This window comes from Haloarcula sp. JP-L23, assembly GCF_011602445.1.
GTDB lineage: Archaea > Halobacteriota > Halobacteria > Halobacteriales > Haloarculaceae > Haloarcula > Haloarcula pellucida.
The window spans coordinates 605,658-628,667 of the sequence record NZ_CP050014.1 but is presented as its reverse complement, the minus strand read 5'-3'; the positions used below and the strand labels follow the sequence as shown (position 1 = coordinate 628,667).

Here is a 23,010-nt window from a genome sequence, read left to right as displayed (position 1 = left end):
GCACAAGAATGGTCTATTTAGTGCCAAATACTTTTTTCCACCATGCAGATGTACAACGGGATGAGCGAGGACTCCGGTGACGGGGCGATGGAGCCGTTCCTCACCACCGAATCTGAACGAGAGGAGGTCACGAGAGCGGCGCCTCAGACCGATATTTCCGAACCCGGACCGCCGGACCCCCCGTCCGACACGACGCCCCCGTCGACAGTCGCTCAGACGGTCGTCGCGGACGCCGTCGAACACTTCCAAGCGCTCGAGGACCCCTTCGCCCCGGCGCCTGACGCCGATGCGCTCACGTCGTCGTTTTTCGACTTCGAGTATCTCGCCGAATTCGAGGAGATAGAGGGATACTGGGTGAACCCGCCGTACGCGTACGTCTCTATCGTCTACGACCCGGAGACGGAAGACCGACGGTACGTCGTCGTAGAGCCGGAACTGGCCCCGTTCGAAGCGCACCTCCGGGACGACGTCGCAGGTATGCTCCGCGAGACGCTGCTGAACGAGAACATCGACGAGACGACCGACCGGTCGGCCGTCCTCGACGAGCGAATCCGTTCCTTGCTCGAAGAGTACGCGCCCGACTCCGACGCCGCGACGGTCCACAAGATTCGGTACTACCTGCAACGAGATTTCACCGGCCTCGGGAAGATAGACCCGCTGATGTACGACCGCCGCATCGAGGACATCTCGTGTGACGGCGTCGGTATCCCCGTCTTCGTGTATCACCAAGAGTATCGCGACCTAGAGACGAACGTCCGCTACGAGAAGGAGGAACTGAACTCCTTCGTCATCCGAATGGCACAGCGGAGCGGTAAGCACCTCTCAGTGGCCGACCCGATGGTCGACACGAGTCTGCCCGACGGCTCTCGCGTGCAGATGACGCTGGGCGAGGAGATCAGTCCCCGTGGGTCGAACTTCACGATTCGGCAGTTCGCCGACGTGCCCCACACGCCGATAGACCTCGTCAAGTGGGGGACGTTCTCCGTCGAGCAGATGGCGTACCTCTGGCTCTGTATCGAGAACAACATGTCGCTGGTCTTCGCGGGCGGGACGGCCTCGGGCAAGACCACGAGCATGAACGCCGTCTCGATGTTCATCCCGCGGAACACGAAGGTCATCACGATAGAGGACACACTGGAGATTACGCTCCCGCACAAGAACTGGATTCGCGGCCTCACGCGGGACTCTACGGCCGCCGACGGACAGGGGAAAATCGACATGTACGACCTGTTACAGGCCGCGCTTCGCCAGCGGCCGGAGTATCTGCTCGTGGGCGAGGTCCGAACCGACCCGGAGGTCGCGCTGTCGTTCTTCCAGGCGATGGCGACCGGGCACACGGCCTACACCACGTTCCACGCCGATTCGGTGCAGACGGTGCTCTCGCGCCTCCAGAACCCGCCACTGGACATCCCCGAGCAGATGATACAGGAACTCGATATCGTCGCCATCCAGAAGCAGATTTACCGGGACGACAAGCGCGTCCGTCGGAACATGACGATCTCCGAGTTGGCTCCCGGAGAGCGCGGCATCGCGCGGACGCCCATCTTCTCGTGGGACGGGGAGACGGACACGTTCTCGCGGGAGAACGAGTCGACGAACCTCGCGGAGATACGTCGCCTCCGTGGATGGAGCGAAGCGCGGCTTCAGACGGCACTCGACCGGCGCGAGAGGCTCCTGACGTTCCTCGTCGAGAACGACGTCGTCCAGTACGAACGGTTCATGGCGGCCCTCAATCGGTTCCGAACGGCGGGCGAACAGTTCGTCGACCGCATCGATGCCGGCGACGTCGACGCCGAGACGTTCACTCGCGAGTCCGAGCGATGAGCGACGAGTACCCGCTGCTCGACACCGCGCTCAGTTCGCCGACGACGTGGCCGATTCTCTCGGAGTGGTACGCCCGTCTCAGGAGCTACTTCAGGGAGAGAACGGCGACCTACGACGACTTCCGTCGCAACCTGATGAAGGCCCACATGCCGGTCACGTACGACGACTACCTCGCTCGCTCGGCCATCTACGCGGTGATAGTCGGTGTCGCCGGTATCGTCGGTGGGGGACTCCTGACCGCGGTACTCGTCGAGGCGGGCCTCGTCGGCGACGTCGACCTGCCAGTGTCGTTCGGCCAGTTAGGCAGGACAGTGGCCGCCTACGAAGGGAGCCTGAAGACGGTCGGTGGCGCACTCCTCGCCGGTGTACTGTTCGGATACGGCGCGTGGCAGGCGTTTCTCCGGTGGCCTGCCTCGAAGGCCGCGGGACGCAAACGACAGATTAACGTCACGCTGCCGCACGCAATCGTGTTCCTGTACGCGCTCACATCGGGCGGGATGAACGTCATCGAGGCGATGCGAGCGCTCGCCGACGCGGAGGACAGCTACGGCGAGACGTCGCGGGAGTTCCGGCGAATCGTCGAGGACATGCGGACGTTCGGCACCGACCTTCCCTCAGCACTGCGAAACGCGCGGGAGGCGACCCCGAGCAAGGCCTTCGAGCAGTTCCTCGACGACATGCTGACCGTCATCGATACCGGGGGCGACCTCACGTCGTTCTTCGAGAGCGAGTCCGACCGGTACCTCACGCAGGCGCGCAACGAGCAGGAGGACCTCATCGAGTTCCTCTCGCTCATCGCCGAGATGTACATCACGTTGCTCGTGGCCGGCCCGCTCTTTCTCATCATACTCCTCCTCGTAATCGGCCTGCTGGGGGGGTCGACCATCACACAGGTGTACGTCATCATCTACGCGGGCGTCCCGCTGTTGTCGCTCGCCCTGCTGGTGTTGCTGGACACGATTGCAGAGCCGTTCACGCAGACCAACTGGCAGATAGACGAGGAACGGAGGACGACTGCCGACAGGCCCGAGGACGATGCGCAGGCCAAGCAGTACGCCCGCCGGAAGCGTCGGAAGCAACTGCTCAATCGCCTCCGCGACCCGGTCCAACTCGTCTCTCAGTACCCGAGTCTCTCGCTGGTCGTGACGGTGCCGGCGGCGGCGCTCATCGTCGGGGCACTGAGCGCGTCCGGCCTGCTGACTCTCTCGTATGAGAGCATGCTCACGTCGCCGGTCGGGACGACGACGGGCGCGGTCATCCTCCCGTTCTACCTCGTCTCGGTCCCGTACATGGGCCTCAAAGAGCGCGCACGAAGGCGGCGGCGGCGTATCGAGAAGCGCTTCCCGGACGTGCTCGCGATGATTTCGAACGCGAACGAAATCGGTCTCACGCTGGCGGAGTCGTTCTCGCTGGTCGCGACGCGGGACAACAGCGCCATCGCACCCGAACTCCGGAAAGTCCACAACGACATCGAGTGGAACGGTGACATCGGGGCGGCGATGGTCAGACTGGCGAACCGCCTTCGCGTCCCCAGCGTCTCCCGGACGATGCGCCTCCTCGTCGAGGCGAACCGGTCGACGAGTAACCTCCACCAGATTCTCGGCGTGGCCGCCGAGGACGCCAACAGCCAAGAGCGACTGAAAGCAGAGCGCGCCAGCGAAGTCAGCGCCTACACCGCCGTCGTGGTCATCACGTTCTTCGTGTTCCTCGGCATCATCGTCATGCTGGACGTGTTCTTCCTCGATACGTTCGCCGCGCAGGCGACGCCCGACACCGGCGAGATGGGGGCACCCACCTCGTTCAACGGCCTCGCTATCGAGGAGTTCCGGATGGCGTTCTTCCACGCCTCGCTGGTGCAGGCGCTGTTCGGTGGGCTACTCGCCGGGAAGATGGCACACAACGAGACTGCCGTCGGTCTGAAGTACAGCATCGCGTTGGTCACCCTCTCGGTACTGGTGTTTCTGGTCCTATGACGGGACGAGACGCGCCAGCGTGGACTCGACGGTCCCCACGCGGCCCCGACACAGACGACCGAGCGGTGTCTGAGGTCCTCGGGGCCGTCTTGCTGTTCGGCCTCCTGCTGACGATGATAGTGGCGTTTCAGGTGACGGCGGTGCCGGTGTTCAACCAGCAGGTCGAGTACGAACACAACAAGCGAGTTCAGGGACAGCTAGACCTCCTGCGGACGAACCTCGTGGTGACAACGACCACCGGCAGAGGGACCTCCTCACACGTCACCTTGGGCACCGATTACCCCGGCCGACCGTTTCTGGTCAACCCACCGCCGGCGAGCGGGACGTTACGCACCGGGCCGCCCGGGGCGGTCGAAGTGCGAAACGCCGTCGCGACGGGCGAGGTCGGCGACTACTGGACTGGTGCCGCACAGACGTTCACGACTCGGTCGATTACCTACACGTCCCACTACAACGAGTACGGCAACGCGCCGGTCACCCGCATCGAGAACGGCCTCGTCTACAACCAGTTCGACGGCGCTCAGCGCACGCTGTCGGACGAGAACCTCGTCGACGGGCGTCGCATCTCGCTCCTGCTGGTCAACGGGTCGCTAGCCGAGTCCGGGACCGCAAGCCGTAGCATCGACGTCGAACCGACGAGTGCGCCGACCCGAACGGTCACGGTTCGAGACGGGTCCGCCCCGATTACCGTCACCGTCCCGACGCGGCTCTCTGAAGCGGCGTGGCGGGACCTGCTGGCGGACGAACTCGTCACGCAGGGCGGTCACGTCACGTCGATATCCTACCTCGACGGCACGCCCTACAACCGACTCTCGCTCGAACTCGAACCCGGCGTCACGTACGAACTCACCCTCGCGAAGGCCGGCGTCGGGTCGAGAATCGACCGGCCCGGTCCTCACTACCTCACCACTGTCGGCACCGAGTCGTCCCACCTTCCGCCGGGACAATCGACGCTGGTGACCGTCGAAGTTCGGGACCGGTACGACAACCCTGTGAGCGGGACGACCGTCGATGCCTCCGTCGTCTCGGGTTCAGGGTCCGTCACACCGGTCGACCCCGTCACCGGCACGGACGGGCGGGCGACCTTCCGATACACCGCTCCGGCGAGCGAGACGACGGCGACGGTCGAAACCCGAATCTCGGCCACGCCGTCCCCGCGTGAAGCCGCGACGGCCACGGTCGACGTGTTCGACCCTAGTCGAACGGACGACTTCCTCGACATGGGACAGCGTTCGAACGTCGTGTTCGCCAGCGTCACGAGTCCAACGGGGAACAACAACAACAAGGCCGAGATCGACTTCACGAACCGCGGGAGTACGGCGAAGGAGATAGTCGCCGCCCGCTTCGTCTCCTACTACGACAGCGCACCGTCCACGCCCGCACCAGCGGGCCTCGTACTCGGGTCCTCGGGGACGACCCTCGAAAACGGCGGCGTCACGACGACGGTAGCCACACCGATTACGATTCCGGCAGGTGCGACCGAACGAATCGTCTTCGACTTCCGCGACGCCGCCGGGGACCCGTCGGGTTCGATTTCGAAGGCCGACTTCGTCGTCGTGACGTTCAGGTTCGCCGACGGCACCGAATCGATGTACCTCGTCCAACTGACGACGAAGTAGGCCGCGAGGTGCGTCGGAGCGACGGCGGGAGTCCCGAGACGCTTTTACACGGTCGGTGACTATACGCCCCCAAGCGTGGCCATCACGGACAAGATATACGTCAAGAACCACCAGCAACTCGCCTCCCAGCTAGAGACGAGTTTCCCCAAGGGGCGACGCACCGGTCAGTCAGCGATCGGGGTGATTTCGATGCCCGTCGCCGCGATATCTTCGACTGTCGCTCGCCACCCACCGACGGTGAGCCTCTCGTCCGACGTCGACAGTGTCAGCGACGAGACGGTCGGTGGAGCCAGCGAGAAATCGATGGCGACCTCGCTGCGCAGTTCGTAGTCGGCGATCTCGCCCTCCCACGTGTCGGGTTCGTGTGAGTCGGTGTGGTACCCCTCGATTGTCGCCCGGAACCGGGTCCCGTCGTCGAGTTCGGAGCGGAGGTCGGTAATCGCTCGGCGCGGGTCCAGATACCGACGCGGGAACGTCCGCCCCGTCTGGACGACGGCCGACGCGCCCCAGACGGTCTCGGTGTAGTCCTGCAACAGCAAGACGAGGTTCGATTCCTGTGTAATCAGGTATCGTTGCGTGTCCTGTATCGGATGGTTGCTCCCGAAGATACCGTAGGTCCGGTCGGCGGCGACGACCGTGTCTGCCGTCGCGCGGGACCGGACTGACATCTGCTCGGGATACGTGTGCTCGACGGTCGAGTCGTCGCCACTCATCAGCAGTCTGACGGTGACGCCGCCGTCGAGCGCCGCCTGGAGCTCCGGTTCAATCTGCCGGTAGATGCGCGGCGACGTGGCGACGACGAGCCAGTACTCGGCGGCCTCTATCGCCCGCTTGATGTGCCGGAGCGCCGTCTGTTCACGGCTCGCCATCGTCACGTAGTCGTCGGACACGTCGATGGTGTCGTCGTGGACCCGGCGCAGTTCCGAACTCAGCGTGTCGATAGTGTCGCTCAGTTCGTCGATTCGCCGTCGTTTGAGGTCCCCCAGTACGTCCTCGGGTGACGGCGCGATAATCTCTTTCCCCCGCCCGCGGGACCGGATTTCGACGAGCCCCATCTCCTCAAGGTCGTACAGCACGTCGTAGATGCGCCCCTGCGGGACGCCAGAGACGTCGACGAGGTCCTGCGGGGTGGCTTTCCCCGAGCGAACGGCAGCCACGTACGCCTTCGATTGATACGACGTCAGCCCGAGTTCTTCGAGTCGGCCGGTCAGTTGACTGTCACTCATGCGTCGAGCGCGCCGGCACCGTTCTGTCGTCTTCGCTGTGCGTTGGTTCGCGCTGGCTCGGGCGCCTCGAAACCGTGTACATCAGACGTGTAAACGCACCCCACGTTATTTAACACCACGATTCGTGGTTGTCATCATGTCGACCTACGCGACGCTCCCGGACATCGACGTCGCCACGGCGGAGACGTTACTCGAACCGTCTGGAGAAGGACAGGGGAACTGGGTGGGCGCGCCGTGTATCCACCGACACGACGGCGTGGCGTACCTCGCCGTCCGGTGGCGTGACCCCGACCGGCGCGGCCACGAGGTGACGGTCTACGAGTACGGCGACGACGGCTCGCTCACTCAGCAAGCGAACCTGACGGCGGCCGACCTCGGGGTGGTGAGCGTCGAGCGAGTGGCACTCGCCACGAATCCGCACACGGGCGCGCTCCAGTGTTACGTCCCCGTCGACCGCGGTGGGAACGACTGGGTGATACAGAAACTCGCCGACGCCGACAGCCCGTCGAAACTCGACCCAGCCACCGCGCGGACCGTCCTCAGGCCCGAACCGGGGACGACCGACGCGGGGACGGTGAAAGATCCTGTCATCGAGACAGTCGGGGGGCGGTACTACATGTTCTATGCGGGGGCCGACGGCCGTTCCGAACAGGCGCATCTGGCGACCAGCGTCGACGGCGAAACGTGGACCCGCCACGGGGACAATCCCGTCATCAAGCGCGCGTACTGGCACGACCACCACGTCAGAATCTCGGCCGTCGTCCCGGCACCTGACGCACCCGTCTGGCTCGTGTTCTACGAGGGCAGCGGCATCAGTGACACGGGCCGGACGTGGAACCTCCGGACGGGCGTGGCAATGTCGCCGGACCTGGAACGGATGACCGACACCTCGCCCGACGGCCCCGTCTACAGCGGTCCGGCCGCCGAGCGGGGGACTGGGGTCGACACCTTCGCCACCTGCCGGTACGTCGACGTGTTGACCCGCGGTGACGAGTGGGAGGTCTTCGCCGAAGTCGCTCGCGAGGACGATTCGTTCGACCTCCGGCGGGCGACGGTCCCGGCACCGGGACTATGACGTCAGCTTTCCGGTAGTCCGACCGAGCGGTGCGACCGTGGACGTCGGGTCAGGCGTCTCGACCCCGTGCGGCGACTGAACGGGCACTGGTGGCTATCACCTCGCCCGTCTCGGCATCGAACAGGTAGACGTCCGACGGCGAGACGCTGAGATGGACCGCATCACCGGGTTCCGGTTTGACGCTCGGTGGCGAAACGGCCGTCACCTCCGTCTCACCGACCAGCAGGTGGACGAAGTTATCGCTTCCCTGATACTCCGTGACGACGACCTCCGCTTCGAACGTCGGCCCGTCGGTCGACGGCGCGTCGATGTCGATGTCCTCTGGTCTGATGCCCACGACGACCTCCTCTCCCGGGGTGCTCGTCACTCCGCTCGGTACGGCAGCGAGCGAAACCGTCGGGTCGTCGACCGGGTACCGGGCCGTATATCGGTGGCCGTCCTGTCGGTCGAGGACCGCCGAGAGTTGGTTCATCGACGGATTTCCGAGGAAATCGGCGACGAACCGATTCGTCGGGTCCGCGTACACCCGGTCCGGCGGCCCCGCCTGCTGGAGGACCCCGTCGTCGAGAACGGCGATGCGGTCAGCCATCGTCATGGCTTCCTTCTGGTCGTGGGTGACGTAGACGGTAGTGATGTCCAGTTCCGATTGGAGGCGCTGGAGCTCCGTCCGCATCTCCGACCGGAGTTTCGCGTCGAGGCTCGCCAGCGGTTCGTCGAGGAGGAAGACGTCCGGTTCGCGGACCATCGCCCGGCCGAGCGAGACCCGCTGTTTCTGTCCGCCAGAGAGGTCAGTCACCGGCCGGTCCAACAGGTCCGCGATGTCGAACATCTCGGCCATCTCCTCGACCCGCGCCTCCCGCTCGGCGGCCGGGAGGTCCGTCGAGTGCTTCAGCCCGTAGGCCATGTTCTCGCGGACGGACATCATCGTGTAGAGCCCGTAGTCCTGAAACACCATCGCGATGGACCGGTCGCTGGGGTCGAGTCCTGTCACGTCGCGGCCGTCGATGCGGATGGCCCCGTCGGAGACGGTTTCGAGTCCCGCAATCATCCGCAGCGTCGTCGTCTTGCCACATCCGGAGGGGCCGAGCAACACGAGCAGTTCGTCCTCGACGGTCAGCGAGAAGTCGCTGACGGCGGTTTCAGTCCCCTGTGCGTCGTCGTACCGCTTCGTGACGCTGTCGATGTCGAGTTCAACCATCGTCCATCCGCCTCCCGTCGGCGTCGAAGTACGACATGGCGTCCGCGTCGAACGTCACCGCCGTCGACGTGCCACGGTCGAGGCTCTCCGGCACCGACCGGGTTCGGACCTCGAAGGGTCGGCCCCCGGCTTCGACCGTAAGTTCGTACGCGCGACCGATGGGCTCGACTACCGTGACCCGGCAATCGATGGGGGAAGTCTCCTCGGAAGGTCCGGCCTCTGTGCGCTCGCCCGCGAGATAGACATCCTCGGGTCGAATACCGACCCGTCGCGCCCCCGGCGGCTTCGTGGCGGTGAGAGCATCGACGACTGGCCCGCCCTCGTCGGTGACGTCGAAGACGTTCATAGAGGGGTCCCCGAGGAAGGCAGCGACGAACTCCGAGTTGGGTCGGCGGTACACCTCCTCAGGAGTCCCGACCTGCTCGATACGTCCCCCGTTCATGACGGCGATACGGTCGGCGAGGCTCATCGCTTCCTCCTGGTCGTGAGTGACGTAGAGCGTCGTGATGCCGAGTCGCTGCTGGAGGTCCCGGAGTTCCGACCGGGTCTGTACGCGGAGCTTCGCGTCGAGGTTCGACAGCGGTTCGTCCATTAGGAGAACCGATGGGTTCCGTGCAAGTGCCCGCCCGACCGCGACCCGCTGGCGCTGGCCGCCCGAGAGCGCGGCCGGTTGTTTGTCGAGAAGGTCCGCGATGTTCAGGAGCGCCGCCGTCGACTGGATGCGCTCCGTGACCGCGGGCTCGTCGAGGTCCGTCTTCCGGAGCGGGAACCGGATGTTCTCGCGGACTGTCTTGTGGGGGTACAACGCGTAGCTCTGGAACACCATCGCCACGTCGCGGTCCTGTGGAATCGTCCGCGAGACGTCCCGGTCGCCGATAGTGACGGTGCCATCTGTTATCGGTTCGAGCCCGGCGACCATCCGTAGGGTCGTCGTCTTGCCGCAGCCGGAGGGACCGAGCAATACGACCAGTTCGCCACTGTCGACCTCGAGGTCCACGCCGTCGACGGCCAGCGTCTCGTCGAACTGTTTCGTGAGCGCGCTCAGTTGGACCGAATTACCGCCGACGGCGTCACCGACCGCCCCGATGGCGGTACGCTCGGACGAGCCGTCTTCGGTCAGGTCCCCCGCCGCGGGACGACTGTGTTCAGACATCGTTACCCCTCCACCGCCCCGGCCGTCAGTCCTTTGACCATGTATTGTTCGAGGTACAGGAACATCACGATAATCGGCAACGTGGTGAGGAACGACGCCGCCATTATTTGTCCCCAGACGTTGTTGAAGTTGCTGTTCATCTGCTCGATTCCGATGGGGAGCGTGAGCTTGGCTTGTGACTTGAGGAACACCGACGCGAAGATGTACTCGTTCCACGCTATCTTGAACGCGAAGAGGAAGGCGGCGACGAGCACCGGAAGGCTCAGGGGAACGACCACGCGAAAGATAGTCTCGACCCGGGAGTAGCCGTCGAGGAGCGCCGCCTCCTCTATCTCGACCGGCAGGCTCTCGAAGTAGTTCCAGAGCATGTACAGCGTGAGCGGGAGCGTACTCACGGTGTACGTGATGAACAGGGAGAGCCGAGTGTCGACGAGGCCGAAGCGCGCGAGCAACTGGAACAGCGGGACGACGACGGTAATCGCCGAGAGCATGTAGACGATGACGACACCGCGTCGCACGATACCGTTGCCCGGGAACTCCAGCCGCGTGAAACTGTACGCCCCGATGACGCCGACGACCAGCGAGAACGACGCCGTCACCAGCGCGACGAGCGCGCTGTTGAAGAAGTAGCTCGTGAACGCGAACGTCTGGGAGGTGAACAACACGGTGTACTGCGACAGCGTTATGTCCCCAGGGAGCAGCGACGGGTTGTCCGAGTAGATGGCAGCGTCCGGGGTGAGGCTCGTGACGAGCATTACGTAGAACGGGAGGAGCGCGATGAGGAGCGTCAGCCCTAGACTCACGTAGAACCCGACGTGTCCGAGTCGGCTATCGGTGTCGTATCCCGTTTTGAGGACGCTCAGACTCGACCGGACCTGTGTGTAGATGCGGAGTATCATATCTTGTCCTCCCCGAACAGCGTGACGAACCCGATAAGGAACATCACCTGCACGAGGAACAGGAGGAGCGAAATCGCCGCACCGGTCCCCTGTTCGAAGTTAGCGAAGGCGGTCTGATAGGCGAATATCGGGAGTGTGAGGACCTGCCGCGTGAGCAGCCAGACCTGCGCGAAGGCGTTGAACTCCCAGATGAACCTGAGCAAGACGACGATGGCGATGGTCCCGCGTAGCTCCGGGAAGGTGATGTCTTTGAACTGGGCGAGTGCACCCGCTCCATCGATGCGCGCCGCCTCGTACATCGACTCCGGAATCGCCTGGAGACGGGCGACGATGAGGAGGAACGCGAACGGGAAGTTCCGCCACGCCGAGAATATGATTACCATGGGGAGCGCTGTGGAACTCTGGGCCAACAGGCCCGTACTGTTGCTGTATAGCCCCCACTGGGCGAGCATGTTCGGAATCGCGCCCCAGAGCGGACTGAGCATGAACTGCCAGACGAACGCGACGGCGATTATCGGGGTGACGTGTGGCAACAGCACCAACCCGCGGGCGAGCCGCCGCCCTCTGAACTCCCGGTTGAACAGTATCGCGACGGCCAACCCGGCCACTGTCGAGACGACAGTGCTCCCGACAGTGAACACGAGCGTCGTCCAGAACGCGTTCCAGAACCGGGGACTAGACAACAACCCGGCGTAGTTCTCTAGCCCGACCCACGTCGGCGCCTTGTCCGGGTTCAACGGGACGGTGGTGAAACTGAGGTAGACGTTGTAAGCGATCGGGTAGAGGATAACCGCGCCGATGAGGAGGACGGCCGGCAGAATCAACCCGATACCGAGGAGCGTCTCTCGTCGCTGTGCCGGCGACTCGAAGTACTGCTCGAGACCCGTCACGGACGCGAGTCGAGTTCCGACAGACATCATTCGAGCGCGCTACGCATCTTTTCCGCCTGCTCAGTCGCGACGGTCTGGGGGTCGTCGCCTTTGATGCAGACGCGGTTAACCGCTTCTGCGACCAGCGACTGGCTAGATATCTGGCCGAACTCCGGCACGAGAGTCCCGTTGACTACGTCGAACCGGTCCATGTTCCCCAACGCCGAGGAAATCTGATTGATGGTGTCGCTCCACGCCGAGAGCGTCTCGTTGTCGCGATACGCCTCGCTCTCAGAGGTCGACTTGAGGACCGGCATCGTGCCGCCAGGTTGGGTGTGCACCCACTTGACGTACGAGTCGCCGGTCATGATGTGGTTGACGAGATTTCTCGACGAGGCGAGTTTGGCGTCGCTGTCGTCGAAGATGCAGTGGCCGAGTACCTGCCCGTACGTGCTCCGTCGCTGTTTCTCGGTCGCCGGGGCGAGCCCCGTATCGGCGACCATCTCTTCGCCCTCGTCGGCTAACAGGTCCGGGAGCAAGTACGACGAGTAGAGGAACATGTGTTCTTGTTGGTTCCCATAGAGGCTCCGCGTGTCGTTGAACGTGACCGAGCCGGGCGTGTACTGGCCCAGTTGTTGATAGTACTCTAGGGTCTCGACCATCTCCTGCGAGTCGAAGACGACGTTCGCGTCCTCGTCGAGGACCTTCGCGCCATTGGAGCGCGCGAACTGCGTGAAGCACTGGCGGGCATACGCGTCGACCTGCGTCCCGAACCCGATACCGTACGTGTCGTTGTCCGGGTCGTGGAACGTCTCGGCCGCCGTGAGGATGGCGTCCCAAGTCACGGGCGGTTCAAGACCTGCCTCTTCGAACGCGCTCTTGCGGTACCAGATGCCCTGGACCCACGCGTCCGCCGGAACGCCGTAGTACCCTCCCTCACCGTCACCCATGAACTGTAACGGCCCGTCCCGGAAGTCGTCCTCACCGACCTCGTCGACGACAGACGTCGTACTCTCTGAGGACAGCGTGCCGTCGGCACCGAGTCGCTGAATCGTCTGAATCGCCAGCAGTCCCACGTTCGGCAACGTATCTGACGCGACCGCGCTCGACAACTGTTCGGAGATGTCGTCGTTGTCGACGTATCGAGTATTGACAGTCATCCCAGCACTCTCCTGGAAATTGCTGACGATGGTGTTGATCGGTTCCCGAAAGTCGTCGCCGTTGTGGATGTTCCAGTACCCGATCTTACTCGCGGTCTCCTGTCCACCACCGTCGCCGTCACCGCCATCGCCGCCATCGTTGCCGTCGCCCCCACCACATCCAGCCAGTCCGGTTGCGGCCGCGATACTACCCAGTTCGAGGAGTCGCCGCCGACTCAGCGACCGTCGCTGCGTTTCCGCCGCCCGATCATGTCCCGTGTTATCATGCGGAGGCATATGCAGAACTGTTCGTAACAATCATTTAAAACTCTATTGGATAACAACCTCTTGGAGTTGTTGTTTTCATCCAAAGTGTTATTTTTCTGCCCGTCACACTCTGGACCATGGTTGCAATCCAAGCCGAATCAGCTTCCGACCCGCGTGAAACCGTCAGACGAGGGTGAACAGATGGCTCAGGAGACGCTCGTGGACGGGTATACGTACCTGGTGTTCCCGACCGCCGACCACACCGATATCACCGCCGGTGACACCGGCGGGCTGTACGACCGGGATACGCGGTATCTCTCTCGACTGTCCTGCGGTGTCGCGACGGGAACGTTGACACGACTTCAGTCGACGCTGGTTTCTCCACGGAGTCGAACCGAGACGCTCGCTCCGGCCACGACCGAGGTGAACGCGATGACCGGTACCGGAGAGGTCCCGAAACACACAGACCGGTCGTTCACACGCCGCCTCAGCGTGACGGAGGGACACGGTGCCGTCCAGACCGTCACCGTCCGTAACCATTCACCGGAACCCCAGTCAGTGGAGTTACGACTCGGGTTCGAGGCTGATTTCGCCGACTTGTTCGAAGTGCGGGGGTTCGAAGCCGACATTGACCGGACGGTCGAGACCCGCGTCTCGGACGACACTGTCCGTAAGGCCTACTCGTTCGCACACGGCGACGCGGACACGGCGTACTCGACGACCATCGCCTTCGATCCAGTCCCCTCGGGCCTCTCTGACGACGAAGCGCGATTCTCGCTCACCGTCAAGCCGCGAGATACCACGACGGTGACGACCCGAATCGGTCTCGATGACACGCTCCCCCCAGCGGAAACGCTGGCGACGGACACAGACCGCGTCGATATCCCTGCCGTCCCTACGGCCGACGATGAAGTCGCTGGCGTGGTTGAGCAGGCCGCTGCGGACCTCCGCGCGCTGACCACGGATACCGAGTACGGCTACGTCCCGTTGGCTGGTACGCCATGGTTCGTCGCCCCGTTCGGTCGGGACTCGCTCATCACGGCCTATCAAGCGCTCCCGGTCGCCCCAAAACTGGCGACCGGAACGTTGCGGTATCTCGCGGCACATCAGGGCCAGCGAGACGACGAGGGCCGCGAAGAGGAACCGGGGAAGATATTCCACGAACAGCGCCACGGGGAACTCGCGGCCCGCGGGATCGTGCCGCACACGCCGTACTACGGCACTATCGACGCGACGCCGCTGTGGGTCCTCCTGCTCGCCGAGACCTGTGACTGGCGAGGGAGTCCGGCGTTAGCCACCGAACTCGCCGGGTCGTTACGGGCGGCCCTCGACTGGATATACGACACGAGTACGTCCGGACCCGACGATCCGTTTCTCTATTATACGACCGCCGACACCGGCCTCGCACACAGGGGCTGGAAAGACACGACGGCGAGCGTTCGGTTCGCTGACGGATCGACCGCCGACGGACCGCTCGCCCTCGCAGAGGTGCAGGGGTACGCCGCGGCCGCCCTCCGGCGTGGAAGCTCTCTCCTCGCGCAGGTAGCCCGTCGCGAGGTCACTCCCGACGTCTCGATGGACCGCTGTGCGGACTACCGTGAACAGGCCACGGCTATCGAATGCACCTTCGACGACCAGTTCTGGCTCCCAGACCGTTCGTTCTACGGCCTCGCGAAGACCGGCGAGGGAGATATCGTCGACGCGGTGACGTCCAACGTCGGCCACTGTCTGTGGACCGGACTCGTCCCAGAGTCGAGAGACGAGACGGTCGTCCAGACGCTCCAGCGGCCCGAACTGGCCGACGGATGGGGAGTCCGAACCATGAGCGCCACCGACGCTGGCTACAGTCCTGTATCGTATCATGCGGGCGGCGTCTGGCCACACGACACGTCGCTCATCGCCATCGGACTCAGCCGCTACGGCTACGGCGATGTCGCAGAGCAGATTGGGCGACACGTCCTCGACGCCGGCGCGAGTACACGACACGAACGACTTCCGGAACTCTACTGTGGATTCGACCGCGAAACCGAACCGACTCCCTACCCGGCAACCTGTGTCCCGCAGGCGTGGGGCGCTGGCGCTCCGTTCGCACTGCTCCGAGCCGCGTTTGGACTCCAACCCACCGACGACGGGACCATCGTCTCCACCCGGTCGTCGTCGTTGTTCCCGGAGCGCGCTCTCGACCACGTACGTGACTGCTGGGGAGAGATAGAGCGACAACGCTAGCGCCGACGGCACCGAGTCGGTGTGCCGATTCCACAGATGGCGACGGAGGCCGATACGCACTTTGAGGCGGCGGCGGGAGTCCCGAGACGCTTTTACACGGTCGGTGACTATACGCCCCCCAGCGTGGCCATCACGGACAAGATATACGTCAAGAACCACCAGCAACTCGCCTCCCAGCTAGAGACGAGTTTCCCGAAGGGCGCGTTCAAGGGAGCGACGCTCGACATCCTCTTTCAGGGAGAGGGACTGGCCAAACTCGACGACGCCTCGCGCGAGCGAGTGCTCGACTTCGCGGAGGACTTCATGGACTGTGACTGTCAGGCCGCGCCCCACTGTGGCTGTCCGGAGCGGAAGTTCGTCGCCTATCTGCTGGAACTGCGCGAACAGGGGCTCGGCCCCGACGCCATCGTCGACGTGATGAGCGACGACTACATGCTGTACGCCTATCCCGGCGACGTGCTCTCCTTTCTCGACGACTCGGTCCGAACTCTCGAAGCGGTGGAGACGCTGGCGGACGTAGACGGGGAGCGAGAGGTCGCCGAAGAAGTACAACGGCGACGCAACCGGCTGGTGTAGCGAGTTGGCCGCCGCCCGGTCAGAAGTGAGACACTGACCGTAGCCGTCGCTCGGTGTCCGCGCCACTGGCGAACCAGTTCTACGTGCGACTGTTCCGAACAGTGGCGGCCGAGCAGATTTTAGGCACACCTAAATACCCGGAGTGTTACTTTTTAGGTTGTCCTAAATACTATCGCCGCGTGTTGCTTTAGGCTGACCTAAAGTCTAGTGGTTTTATATTCTTTTAGGCTGGCCTAAAGCCTGTATGCGAGAGTCGAAGACACGACGAGAGCGGTATCGAAGGGTCACACCGGGCGGTTTCGGAGGGGTCACGCCATGAACTACGTGGACGGCGGCAACGACGCCATCCTCTCCCAGCAGGCCAGCCGGGAGTCGAGCGCGCGGACCTACCCCCGCCACCTGCCACTGGCGATACGCGACGCACAGGGATGTTCCGTGACTGACATGGACGGCAACGAGTACTACGACTGTCTCGCGGGGGCCGGAACTCTCGCGCTCGGACACAACCACCCGCGCGTCGTCGAGGCGATGGAGCGCGCGCTGGCGGCCGAGCGGCCGATTCACACGCTCGACATCTCCACGCCCGCAAAAGAGCGGTTCGTCGACTCGCTGTTCGAGAGCCTCCCAGAGGAGTTCAGCGAGCGCGCGAAGGTTCAGTTCTGTAGCCCGGCCGGGACCGACGCCGTCGAGGCGGCGCTCAAACTCGTCAAGACGGCCACCGGCAACCGAAGCGTCCTCGGGTTTCAGGGCGCCTATCACGGGATGACCAGCGGTGCGCTCTCGCTGATGGGCGACACTGACGCCAAAGAGCCGATACCGGGGCTGATGAACGACGTCCATCATTTGCCGTTCCCCTACGACTACCGGTGTCCGTTCGGCGTCGGCGGCGAGGAGGGCGCTCGCATCGCCAGCGAGTACGTCGAGAACCTGTTGGACGACGGCGAGAGCGGCATCACCGACCCGGCGGGCATGATTCTCGAACCAGTGCAGGGCGAGGGCGGGGCGATTCCCGCGCCCGACACGTGGCTTCGAGAGATACGGCGCATCACGCGCGAGCGTGACGTCCCGCTGATTCTGGACGAGATTCAATCGGGACTGGGACGGACGGGCGAGACGTACGCCTTCGAACACGCCGACATCGTCCCGGACGTGCTCACCCTCTCGAAGGCCATCGGCGGCGGCCTCCCGCTGTCAGTCGTCGTCTACGACGAGTCGCTGGACGTCTGGGAACCCGGCGCGCACGCCGGGACGTTCCGCGGCAACCAACTGGCGATGGCGGCCGGCGAGGCGACTATCGACTACGTCCTCGAAAACGACCTCGACGACCACGCCGCCGAGATGGGCGCCCGGTTGCGCGACCACCTCGAAACCACGGCCGAGGGCGTCGACGCCGTCGGTGACGTCCGCGGCCGCGGCCTGATGCTCGGCGTCGAGTTCGTCGACCCGGACGCCGACTGGCAGGGTGCCGGCCCGCACGCGCCGGACGGCGACTTCGCGGCGGCCGTCCAGGCCGAGTGTTTCGACCGTGGTCTCATCGTGGAACTCGGCGGTCGCGACAGCGCCACCGCGCGGTTCCTCCCGCCGCTCGTCGTCTCGCGTGAGCAGATAGACGACGTGGCGGCCATCTTCGACGAGGCCGTCACCGCCGTCCTGAACGAGGAGGCCCCCGCGGAGGTGGCGGCGTGAGCGCTTCTGACCTGTTCCTCGGGTCCGAGGCGGGCGATGCGGCCTACCGCGAGGCGATGGCCCGGGCGACCGACGCCGTCGTCGAGACGGTCGCAGACCGCGACGCGCCGTACACGGGTCACTCGCCGCAGGCACTCGCCGAACAGTTCGGTGCGCCGGTCGTCCCCGAGGACGGCGTCGGCCTCGACGCCGCGATAGACGAGGTAGCCGAGACGGTGCTTGCACGCTCGGTCGCCACGTCGAACTCGCGGTGTAGCGCCCACCTCCAGTGCCCGCCGATGGTGCCGGGGCTGGCCGCCGAGGCGATGCTCACCGCGGCGAACCAGTCGCTCGACTCCTTCGATCAGGCACCGGCCGCGACGGTCCTCGAACAGCGAGTCGTCGACGCGCTCTGTGACCTGTTCGACCTCCCGAACGGCGCGGACGGCGTCTTCACCAGCGGCGGAACGCAGTCGAACTTTCAGGCGCTCCTGCTCGCCCGCGACCGGTACTGCCACCGGGCGTTCGGTCGGGACGTACAGGCCGAGGGACTCCCGACCGAGGCCGAGTCGCTCCGCATCGTCTGTTCGGCGGCCGCCCACTTCACCGGGAAGCAGGCGGCCCACCACCTCGGTCTCGGCGAGGACGCCGTCGTCACGGTGCCGACCGACGAGGAGCGCCGGATGGACGTGGACGCTCTCGATAGGACGCTCGCCGACCTCACGGACCGCGGCCGGCGGCCCTTCGCCCTCGTCGGGACGGCCGGCACGACCGACTTCGGCGCCGTCGACCCCCTCGCCGACCTCGCCGACCGGGCCACGGAGCACGACCTCTGGTTCCACGTCGACGCGGCCTACGGCGGCGCGCTGGCGCTGACCGACGACCACGCCGGCATGCTCTCGGGCATCGAACGCGCGGACTCGCTGGCCGTCGACTTCCACAAACTGTTCTACCAGCCCATCAGTTGCGGGGCGTTCCTGGTCCGGGACGGCGAGGACTTCCGGTGGATGGCGCGTAACGCCGCCTACCTCAACCCGGAGGCCCACGACGAGGGCGGGGTCCCGAACCTCGTAGCGAAGTCGGTCCAGACGACGCGCCGTTTCGACGCGCTGAAGCCGTACGTCGCGTTTCGCGCCGTCGGCCGCGAGCGGTTCGGGGCGCTCGTCGAGGCAACGCTCGACCTCGCCGCCGACGCGGCGGCGCTCCTCGACGACGCCGAGGACTTCGAACTGCTCTCGGACCCGACGCTGAACACCGTCGTCTTCCGCTACCGGCCACGTGAAGGGATGACCGACGAGGCGGTGAGTCGGCTGAACGCAGACCTCAGACGGCGACTGCTGGCGGACGGGCGAGCGCTCGTCGCCCGAACCGACGTCGACGGCGTCACGAGCCTGAAGTTCACGCTGCTGAACCCGACGGCCACGCTCGACGACGTCGCCGCGATGCTGGACGTGCTCCGGGACTGTGGACGGGGTGCGCTCACGGAGCAGGGGGCGAGCGCATGAGCCTCGGCGTCGAACGGGACGAGGCGGCCGCCGTCGACCCGGAACAGCGGGCCGACGCGGCCACCGTCCACGCGTTCCTCAACTGCTATCTGCGGGAAACCGGCGACTACGAGGTACACGAAGACCCCGTGGCCGGCATCGACCCAGGTCCCGACGGCCTCCTCCGGAAACGCCTGCCGGAACAGGGCGTCGACCTACTCGCGCCGCTCGCCCACCGTTCACCGACCGAGCGCCACCTGTTCGAGATACCGGTCCGGTACCGTCTCCCCGACGGAACGACCCAGCCGGTGGACGCGGCGACGCTCGCCTCGCTCGTGGTGAAAGACCTCTCGCTCGAACGGGACGGCGAGGCCGTGCCGGACGCGTTACTGGAGCGCGTCCTCCGGAGCAAGCGAAACGTCGAGACGTTCGTCACTGCACGGACGGACGACCCGCACGCCGCCATCGACCAGACGTTCCGGGAGGCCGAACAGTCGCTGGTGTTCGGCCACCACCGACACCCGACGCCGAAGAGTCGGCAGGGCATCGCCGAGCGGAACCGCGAGACGTACGCGCCGGAACTGGCGGGGTCGTTCCCACTGCACTACTTCCGAGCGTCGCCCGACATCGTCGCGGCCGAGTCGGCCCTCGATACGGACGCGGCGGCGTGGGTGAGCGACGCGCTCCGCGAGGACCCAGCGGTGTCCGATTCGTTCGTCGAGAACCACGTCGAGAGCGAAGACGTGCTGCTGCCGGTCCACCCGTGGCAGGCGGCGTTCCTACTCGACCAACCCCACGTCCGGCGACACCTCGGCGACGGCCTCTCCCACCTCGGGCCGGTCGGTCGTGAGTTCTACCCGACCACGTCGGTCCGGACGCTGTACGCCCCGGACGCACCGTTCATGGTGAAGTCCTCGCTGAACGTCCAGATAACCAACTCCGTCCGGACGAACAAGCGACCCGAACTCGAGCGTGGCGTGGCCGTCGCGGAACTGCTCGACACCGCCTTCGGCGACGAACTCGACGCGGCGTTCCCGAATTTCGACGTGGTTCGGGACCCGGCCTATCTCGCACTCGACGTCGGCGACGAGCAGGAGTCTGGACTGGAAACCGTCCTCCGGGCGAACCCCTTCCGCGGCGAACTCGCCGAGCGGTCGACGCCGCTCGTGGCGCTCTGTCAGGACGCCGTCGTGGGGCAGTCGCGTCTCGGTCGCCTCGTCACCGACATCGCCGACCGAGAGGGCCGCGCCACCGAAGCCGTCAGCGAGGACTGGTTCCGTCGGTATCTCGAAACCGCGATTCGGCCGGTGCTGTGGCTCTACCTCGAACAGGGTGTCGGCGTCGAGGCCCACCAGCAGAACTCGGTGCTCACGCTCGATGCGGACGGCTACCCCAGCGAGTTCCGCTACCGGGACAATCAGGGCTTTTACTTCCCCGAATCGCAGTACGACCGGGTCGAGACGTACCTGCCGGGCGTCGGCGAACGGGCCGACACCGTCTGTCCGGACGCTATCGCCGACGAGCGCCTGCGGTACTACGTCGTCCTGAACAACGCCTTCGACGTGGTCAACGCGTTCGGGAGCGCCGGTCTCGTCGACGAACGGCGTCTGCTGGCGTGTCTTCGCGAGGAACTCGAACGCGCTCGCGACCGGTACGACCGTCCCTCTTCCGAGTTTCTCGCCCCGCTACTGGAATCGCCCACGGTCCCCTGTAAGGCCAACCTGCTGACGCGCTTCCGGGGACTGGACGAACTGGAGAACGACCTCGAAGACCAGTCCGTCTACACGGACGTCACGAACCCGCTCGTCACCGAACTCGACGCATGACAGGACCAGACGCGACTATCGCGACGGCGTACGACTACCAGACCTACGACCCGAGCATCGACCGCACGATATCGTTCCGACAGGCCGCGATGGACCGTGACCTCGGCCGACTCCACGCGTGGCTCTCCAGCGACCACGTCAAGCCGTACTGGCAACTCGACCTGCCGCTCCCGGCGTTCCGCGACCGTCTCGCGGCGAAACTCGACGACGACCACCTCACGCCATACGTCGGCTGTCTCGACCACGTCCCGATGAGCTACTGGGAGTGTTACTGGGCGGCCGAGGACGACGTCGCGGCCCACTACGACGCCGACCCGGCCGACCAGGGCGTCCACCTGCTCATCGGCCCCGAGGAGTATCTCGGGAACGGTTACGCGCGCTCGCTCTTGCGGGCCGTCGTCGCCATGCAGTTCCGACACTCCGAGACCGAACGCGTCGTCGCGGAACCGGACGTACGCAACGACCGCGTCGTCCACGTCTTCGAGCAGTGTGGGTTCGAGCCACGCGGGGAGTTCCACTTCGAGGAAGCCGAGAAGGACGCCCTGCTGCTGGTCTGTGAGCGCGACCACTTCGAGTCAGAAGTCCTCGCAGACGCCACGGCCGTCCCGACCACGGGGGTGTGGGGATGAGCGAGACGGTCCACGACGTCGTCGGCGTCGGCGTCGGCCCGTTCAACCTCGGCCTCGCGGCCATGCTCGACGGCGTCGAGGAAGAGGTCGACGCCGCGTTCCTCGAACGCGACCCAGAGTTCCACTGGCACGAGGGGATGTTGCTGGAGGGGACGACGCTGGAAGTGCCGTTCCTCGCCGACCTCGTGAGCCTCGCGGACCCGACGAATCCCCACAGCTACCTCAACTACCTGCGGGAGACGGGGCGCATCTACGAGTTCTACTTCTACGAGACGTTCCAGATTCCCCGCCGGGAGTACGACGACTACCTCCGCTGGGTCGCCGAGCGTCTCGACTCGTGTCGGTTCAGCCGCGAGGTGACCGACGTTCGCTGGGACGACGGCGACGAGTGCTACGTCGTCACCGCACGCCACCCGGAGACGGACGAGCGCTTCGAGTACCGCGGCGAGCACCTCGCGCTCGGCGTCGGCAGTCGGCCACAGGTTCCCGAGCAACTGCAGGGCCACCCCGAGGAAGACGTCTTCCACACGGCGAAGTACCGCTTCAACCGCGACCGTGTACTGGACGCGGACTCCGTCACGGTCGTCGGGTCGGGCCAGAGCGCCGCCGAGGTGTTTCAGGACCTGCTCGAACGCCAGTCGGCCCACGACTACCGGCTGGACTGGCTCACCCGCTCTGACGGGTTCTTCCCGATGGAGTACTCGAAACTCGGACTCCAGCACTTCACGCCCGAGTACGAGCGGTACGTCTACGACCTCCCGCAGGAGACCAAAGACGACCTCGTCCCGAATCAGGACTTGCTGTACAAGGGCGTCGACCCCGGGACGAGCGCCGAGATCTACGACCTGCTCTACCGTCGGTCCATCGGCGACCGCGACCCCGACGTCGGCCTGTTCGCGATGACGGAGGTGCGGGACATCGCGTCGGCGGGCGACGCCTACGCGCTGGACTGTCACCAGTGGCAGGCCGAGACGTCGTTCGTCCACGAGAGCGAGGTTGTCGTCCTCGGGACCGGCTACGAGCGCCCCATGCCGGGGTTCCTCGAACCGCTCGAAGACGCCATCTCGTGGGACGAACGGGGTCGGTTCGAGGTGACCGAGGACCACCGCCTCGAAATCGACGTGCCCGGCGACGTCTTCCTCCAGAACGCCGACCTGCACACCCACGGCGTCGGCGTCCCCGACCTCGGCCTCGGCTGTCACCGCAACACGCGGTTCGTCAACCGACTCCTCGGCCGCGAGGCCTACCCCGAGGACGCGGACACCGTCTATCAGGACTTCTCCGTCGAACAGTTCGTCGAACACGCCCCCGATACCACCCGACAGCGTGGGCCGGAACCGACCCCCGCGCAGGACGACTAAC

General features: G+C 65.2%; 17 protein-coding genes and 1 pseudogene. 12 read left to right on the top strand and 6 right to left on the bottom strand.

The window, feature by feature from the left end; translation table 11 throughout:
• The first annotated feature begins 60 nt into the window (after positions 1-60).
• The 4 genes and pseudogenes from G9465_RS03020 to G9465_RS25515 form a co-directional block, all read left to right on the top strand.
• Positions 61-1,824 carry a type II/IV secretion system ATPase subunit gene (locus G9465_RS03020; RefSeq protein ID WP_166967410.1) on the top strand — a complete coding sequence of 588 codons (1,764 nt, stop codon included), beginning with the start codon at positions 61-63 and terminating at the stop codon, positions 1,822-1,824.
• Positions 1,821-3,797, top strand: a complete 1,977-nt coding sequence (locus tag G9465_RS03015; protein WP_166967408.1) for a type II secretion system F family protein — start codon at positions 1,821-1,823, stop codon at positions 3,795-3,797. Before G9465_RS03020 ends, G9465_RS03015 begins: the two co-directional genes overlap by 4 nt.
• A complete protein-coding gene (locus G9465_RS03010; protein WP_166967406.1) occupies positions 3,794-5,416 on the top strand; it encodes an Ig-like domain-containing protein in 1,623 nt (540 codons plus the stop codon). Before G9465_RS03015 ends, G9465_RS03010 begins: the two co-directional genes overlap by 4 nt.
• A gap of 75 nt (positions 5,417-5,491) precedes the next feature.
• Positions 5,492-5,581, top strand: a pseudogene (locus G9465_RS25515) (helicase); the annotation flags it as partial.
• Here the strand turns inward: G9465_RS25515 and G9465_RS03000 are convergent.
• Positions 5,581-6,642: a TrmB family transcriptional regulator gene (locus tag G9465_RS03000; protein ID WP_166967404.1), complete on the bottom strand. Its 1,062-nt coding sequence runs from the start codon at positions 6,640-6,642 to the stop codon at positions 5,581-5,583. The pseudogene G9465_RS25515 and the gene G9465_RS03000 overlap by 1 nt on opposite strands.
• A 136-nt stretch (positions 6,643-6,778) precedes the next feature.
• On the opposite strand from G9465_RS03000, the gene G9465_RS02995 reads away from it, so the two are divergent.
• Positions 6,779-7,717 (top strand): hypothetical protein, encoded by a 939-nt coding sequence (locus tag G9465_RS02995; protein ID WP_166967402.1) that lies wholly within the window; start codon positions 6,779-6,781, stop codon positions 7,715-7,717.
• Positions 7,718-7,766: 49 nt separating this feature from the next.
• On the opposite strand, the gene G9465_RS02990 is transcribed toward G9465_RS02995, so the two are convergent.
• From G9465_RS02990 to G9465_RS02970, 5 genes are read right to left on the bottom strand one after another with little or no spacing between them, the layout of a single operon-like run.
• Positions 7,767-8,915: an ABC transporter ATP-binding protein gene (locus G9465_RS02990; RefSeq protein WP_166967400.1), complete on the bottom strand. Its 1,149-nt coding sequence runs from the start codon at positions 8,913-8,915 to the stop codon at positions 7,767-7,769.
• A complete protein-coding gene (locus G9465_RS02985) occupies positions 8,908-10,068 on the bottom strand; it encodes an ABC transporter ATP-binding protein (RefSeq protein WP_166967398.1) in 1,161 nt (386 codons plus the stop codon). Before G9465_RS02985 ends, G9465_RS02990 begins: the two co-directional genes overlap by 8 nt.
• A gap of 2 nt (positions 10,069-10,070) precedes the next feature.
• Positions 10,071-10,967, bottom strand: a complete 897-nt coding sequence (locus G9465_RS02980) for a carbohydrate ABC transporter permease (protein WP_227015689.1) — start codon at positions 10,965-10,967, stop codon at positions 10,071-10,073.
• Positions 10,964-11,857: a carbohydrate ABC transporter permease gene (locus tag G9465_RS02975; protein ID WP_227015687.1), complete on the bottom strand. Its 894-nt coding sequence runs from the start codon at positions 11,855-11,857 to the stop codon at positions 10,964-10,966. Before G9465_RS02975 ends, G9465_RS02980 begins: the two co-directional genes overlap by 4 nt.
• Before the next feature lie 26 nt (positions 11,858-11,883).
• Positions 11,884-13,272, bottom strand: a complete 1,389-nt coding sequence (locus G9465_RS02970) for an ABC transporter substrate-binding protein (protein ID WP_166967394.1) — start codon at positions 13,270-13,272, stop codon at positions 11,884-11,886.
• Between the two features lie 171 nt (positions 13,273-13,443).
• Between G9465_RS02970 and G9465_RS02965 the strand changes: the two genes are divergently transcribed.
• From G9465_RS02965 to G9465_RS02935, 7 genes are all read left to right on the top strand, one after another.
• Complete coding sequence (locus tag G9465_RS02965) at positions 13,444-15,468, top strand: glycogen debranching N-terminal domain-containing protein (RefSeq protein ID WP_166967392.1); 2,025 nt, start codon at positions 13,444-13,446, stop codon at positions 15,466-15,468.
• A gap of 123 nt (positions 15,469-15,591) precedes the next feature.
• Positions 15,592-16,044: a DUF5814 domain-containing protein gene (locus G9465_RS02960; RefSeq protein ID WP_166972867.1), complete on the top strand. Its 453-nt coding sequence runs from the start codon at positions 15,592-15,594 to the stop codon at positions 16,042-16,044.
• A gap of 315 nt (positions 16,045-16,359) precedes the next feature.
• The gene (locus tag G9465_RS02955) at positions 16,360-17,730 is read left to right on the top strand and encodes a diaminobutyrate--2-oxoglutarate transaminase (protein ID WP_166967390.1); all 1,371 of its coding nucleotides are present in this window, start codon (positions 16,360-16,362) and stop codon (positions 17,728-17,730) included.
• Positions 17,727-19,214 carry an aspartate aminotransferase family protein gene (locus tag G9465_RS02950; RefSeq protein ID WP_193571730.1) on the top strand — a complete coding sequence of 496 codons (1,488 nt, stop codon included), beginning with the start codon at positions 17,727-17,729 and terminating at the stop codon, positions 19,212-19,214. The genes G9465_RS02955 and G9465_RS02950 overlap by 4 nt, the downstream gene beginning before the upstream one ends.
• Positions 19,211-21,019, top strand: coding sequence for an IucA/IucC family siderophore biosynthesis protein (locus G9465_RS02945; protein ID WP_166967388.1), 1,809 nt, complete (start codon positions 19,211-19,213; stop codon positions 21,017-21,019). The genes G9465_RS02950 and G9465_RS02945 overlap by 4 nt, the downstream gene beginning before the upstream one ends.
• Positions 21,016-21,648 (top strand): GNAT family N-acetyltransferase, encoded by a 633-nt coding sequence (locus G9465_RS02940; protein ID WP_166967386.1) that lies wholly within the window; start codon positions 21,016-21,018, stop codon positions 21,646-21,648. The genes G9465_RS02945 and G9465_RS02940 overlap by 4 nt, the downstream gene beginning before the upstream one ends.
• Positions 21,645-23,009 carry a lysine N(6)-hydroxylase/L-ornithine N(5)-oxygenase family protein gene (locus G9465_RS02935; RefSeq protein WP_166967384.1) on the top strand — a complete coding sequence of 455 codons (1,365 nt, stop codon included), beginning with the start codon at positions 21,645-21,647 and terminating at the stop codon, positions 23,007-23,009. Before G9465_RS02940 ends, G9465_RS02935 begins: the two co-directional genes overlap by 4 nt.
• The last annotated feature ends 1 nt before the right edge of the window (position 23,010 follow it).

Bases quoted from the DNA above. Each gene is read 5' to 3' on its own strand.
- G9465_RS02985 (WP_166967398.1), bottom strand. From the start codon at position 10,068: ATGTCTGAACACAGTCGTCCCGCGGCGGGGGACCTGACCGAAGACGGC.
- G9465_RS02940 (WP_166967386.1), top strand. From the start codon at position 21,016: ATGACAGGACCAGACGCGACTATCGCGACGGCGTACGACTACCAGACC.
- G9465_RS02965 (WP_166967392.1), top strand. From the start codon at position 13,444: ATGGCTCAGGAGACGCTCGTGGACGGGTATACGTACCTGGTGTTCCCG.
- G9465_RS02935 (WP_166967384.1), top strand. From the start codon at position 21,645: ATGAGCGAGACGGTCCACGACGTCGTCGGCGTCGGCGTCGGCCCGTTC.
- G9465_RS03015 (WP_166967408.1), top strand. From the start codon at position 1,821: ATGAGCGACGAGTACCCGCTGCTCGACACCGCGCTCAGTTCGCCGACG.
- G9465_RS03000 (WP_166967404.1), bottom strand. From the start codon at position 6,642: ATGAGTGACAGTCAACTGACCGGCCGACTCGAAGAACTCGGGCTGACG.
- G9465_RS02945 (WP_166967388.1), top strand. From the start codon at position 19,211: ATGAGCCTCGGCGTCGAACGGGACGAGGCGGCCGCCGTCGACCCGGAA.
- G9465_RS02970 (WP_166967394.1), bottom strand. From the start codon at position 13,272: ATGCCTCCGCATGATAACACGGGACATGATCGGGCGGCGGAAACGCAG.
- G9465_RS03020 (WP_166967410.1), top strand. From the start codon at position 61: ATGAGCGAGGACTCCGGTGACGGGGCGATGGAGCCGTTCCTCACCACC.
- G9465_RS02990 (WP_166967400.1), bottom strand. From the start codon at position 8,915: ATGGTTGAACTCGACATCGACAGCGTCACGAAGCGGTACGACGACGCA.
- G9465_RS02980 (WP_227015689.1), bottom strand. From the start codon at position 10,967: ATGATACTCCGCATCTACACACAGGTCCGGTCGAGTCTGAGCGTCCTC.
- G9465_RS02995 (WP_166967402.1), top strand. From the start codon at position 6,779: ATGTCGACCTACGCGACGCTCCCGGACATCGACGTCGCCACGGCGGAG.
- G9465_RS02955 (WP_166967390.1), top strand. From the start codon at position 16,360: ATGAACTACGTGGACGGCGGCAACGACGCCATCCTCTCCCAGCAGGCC.
- G9465_RS03010 (WP_166967406.1), top strand. From the start codon at position 3,794: ATGACGGGACGAGACGCGCCAGCGTGGACTCGACGGTCCCCACGCGGC.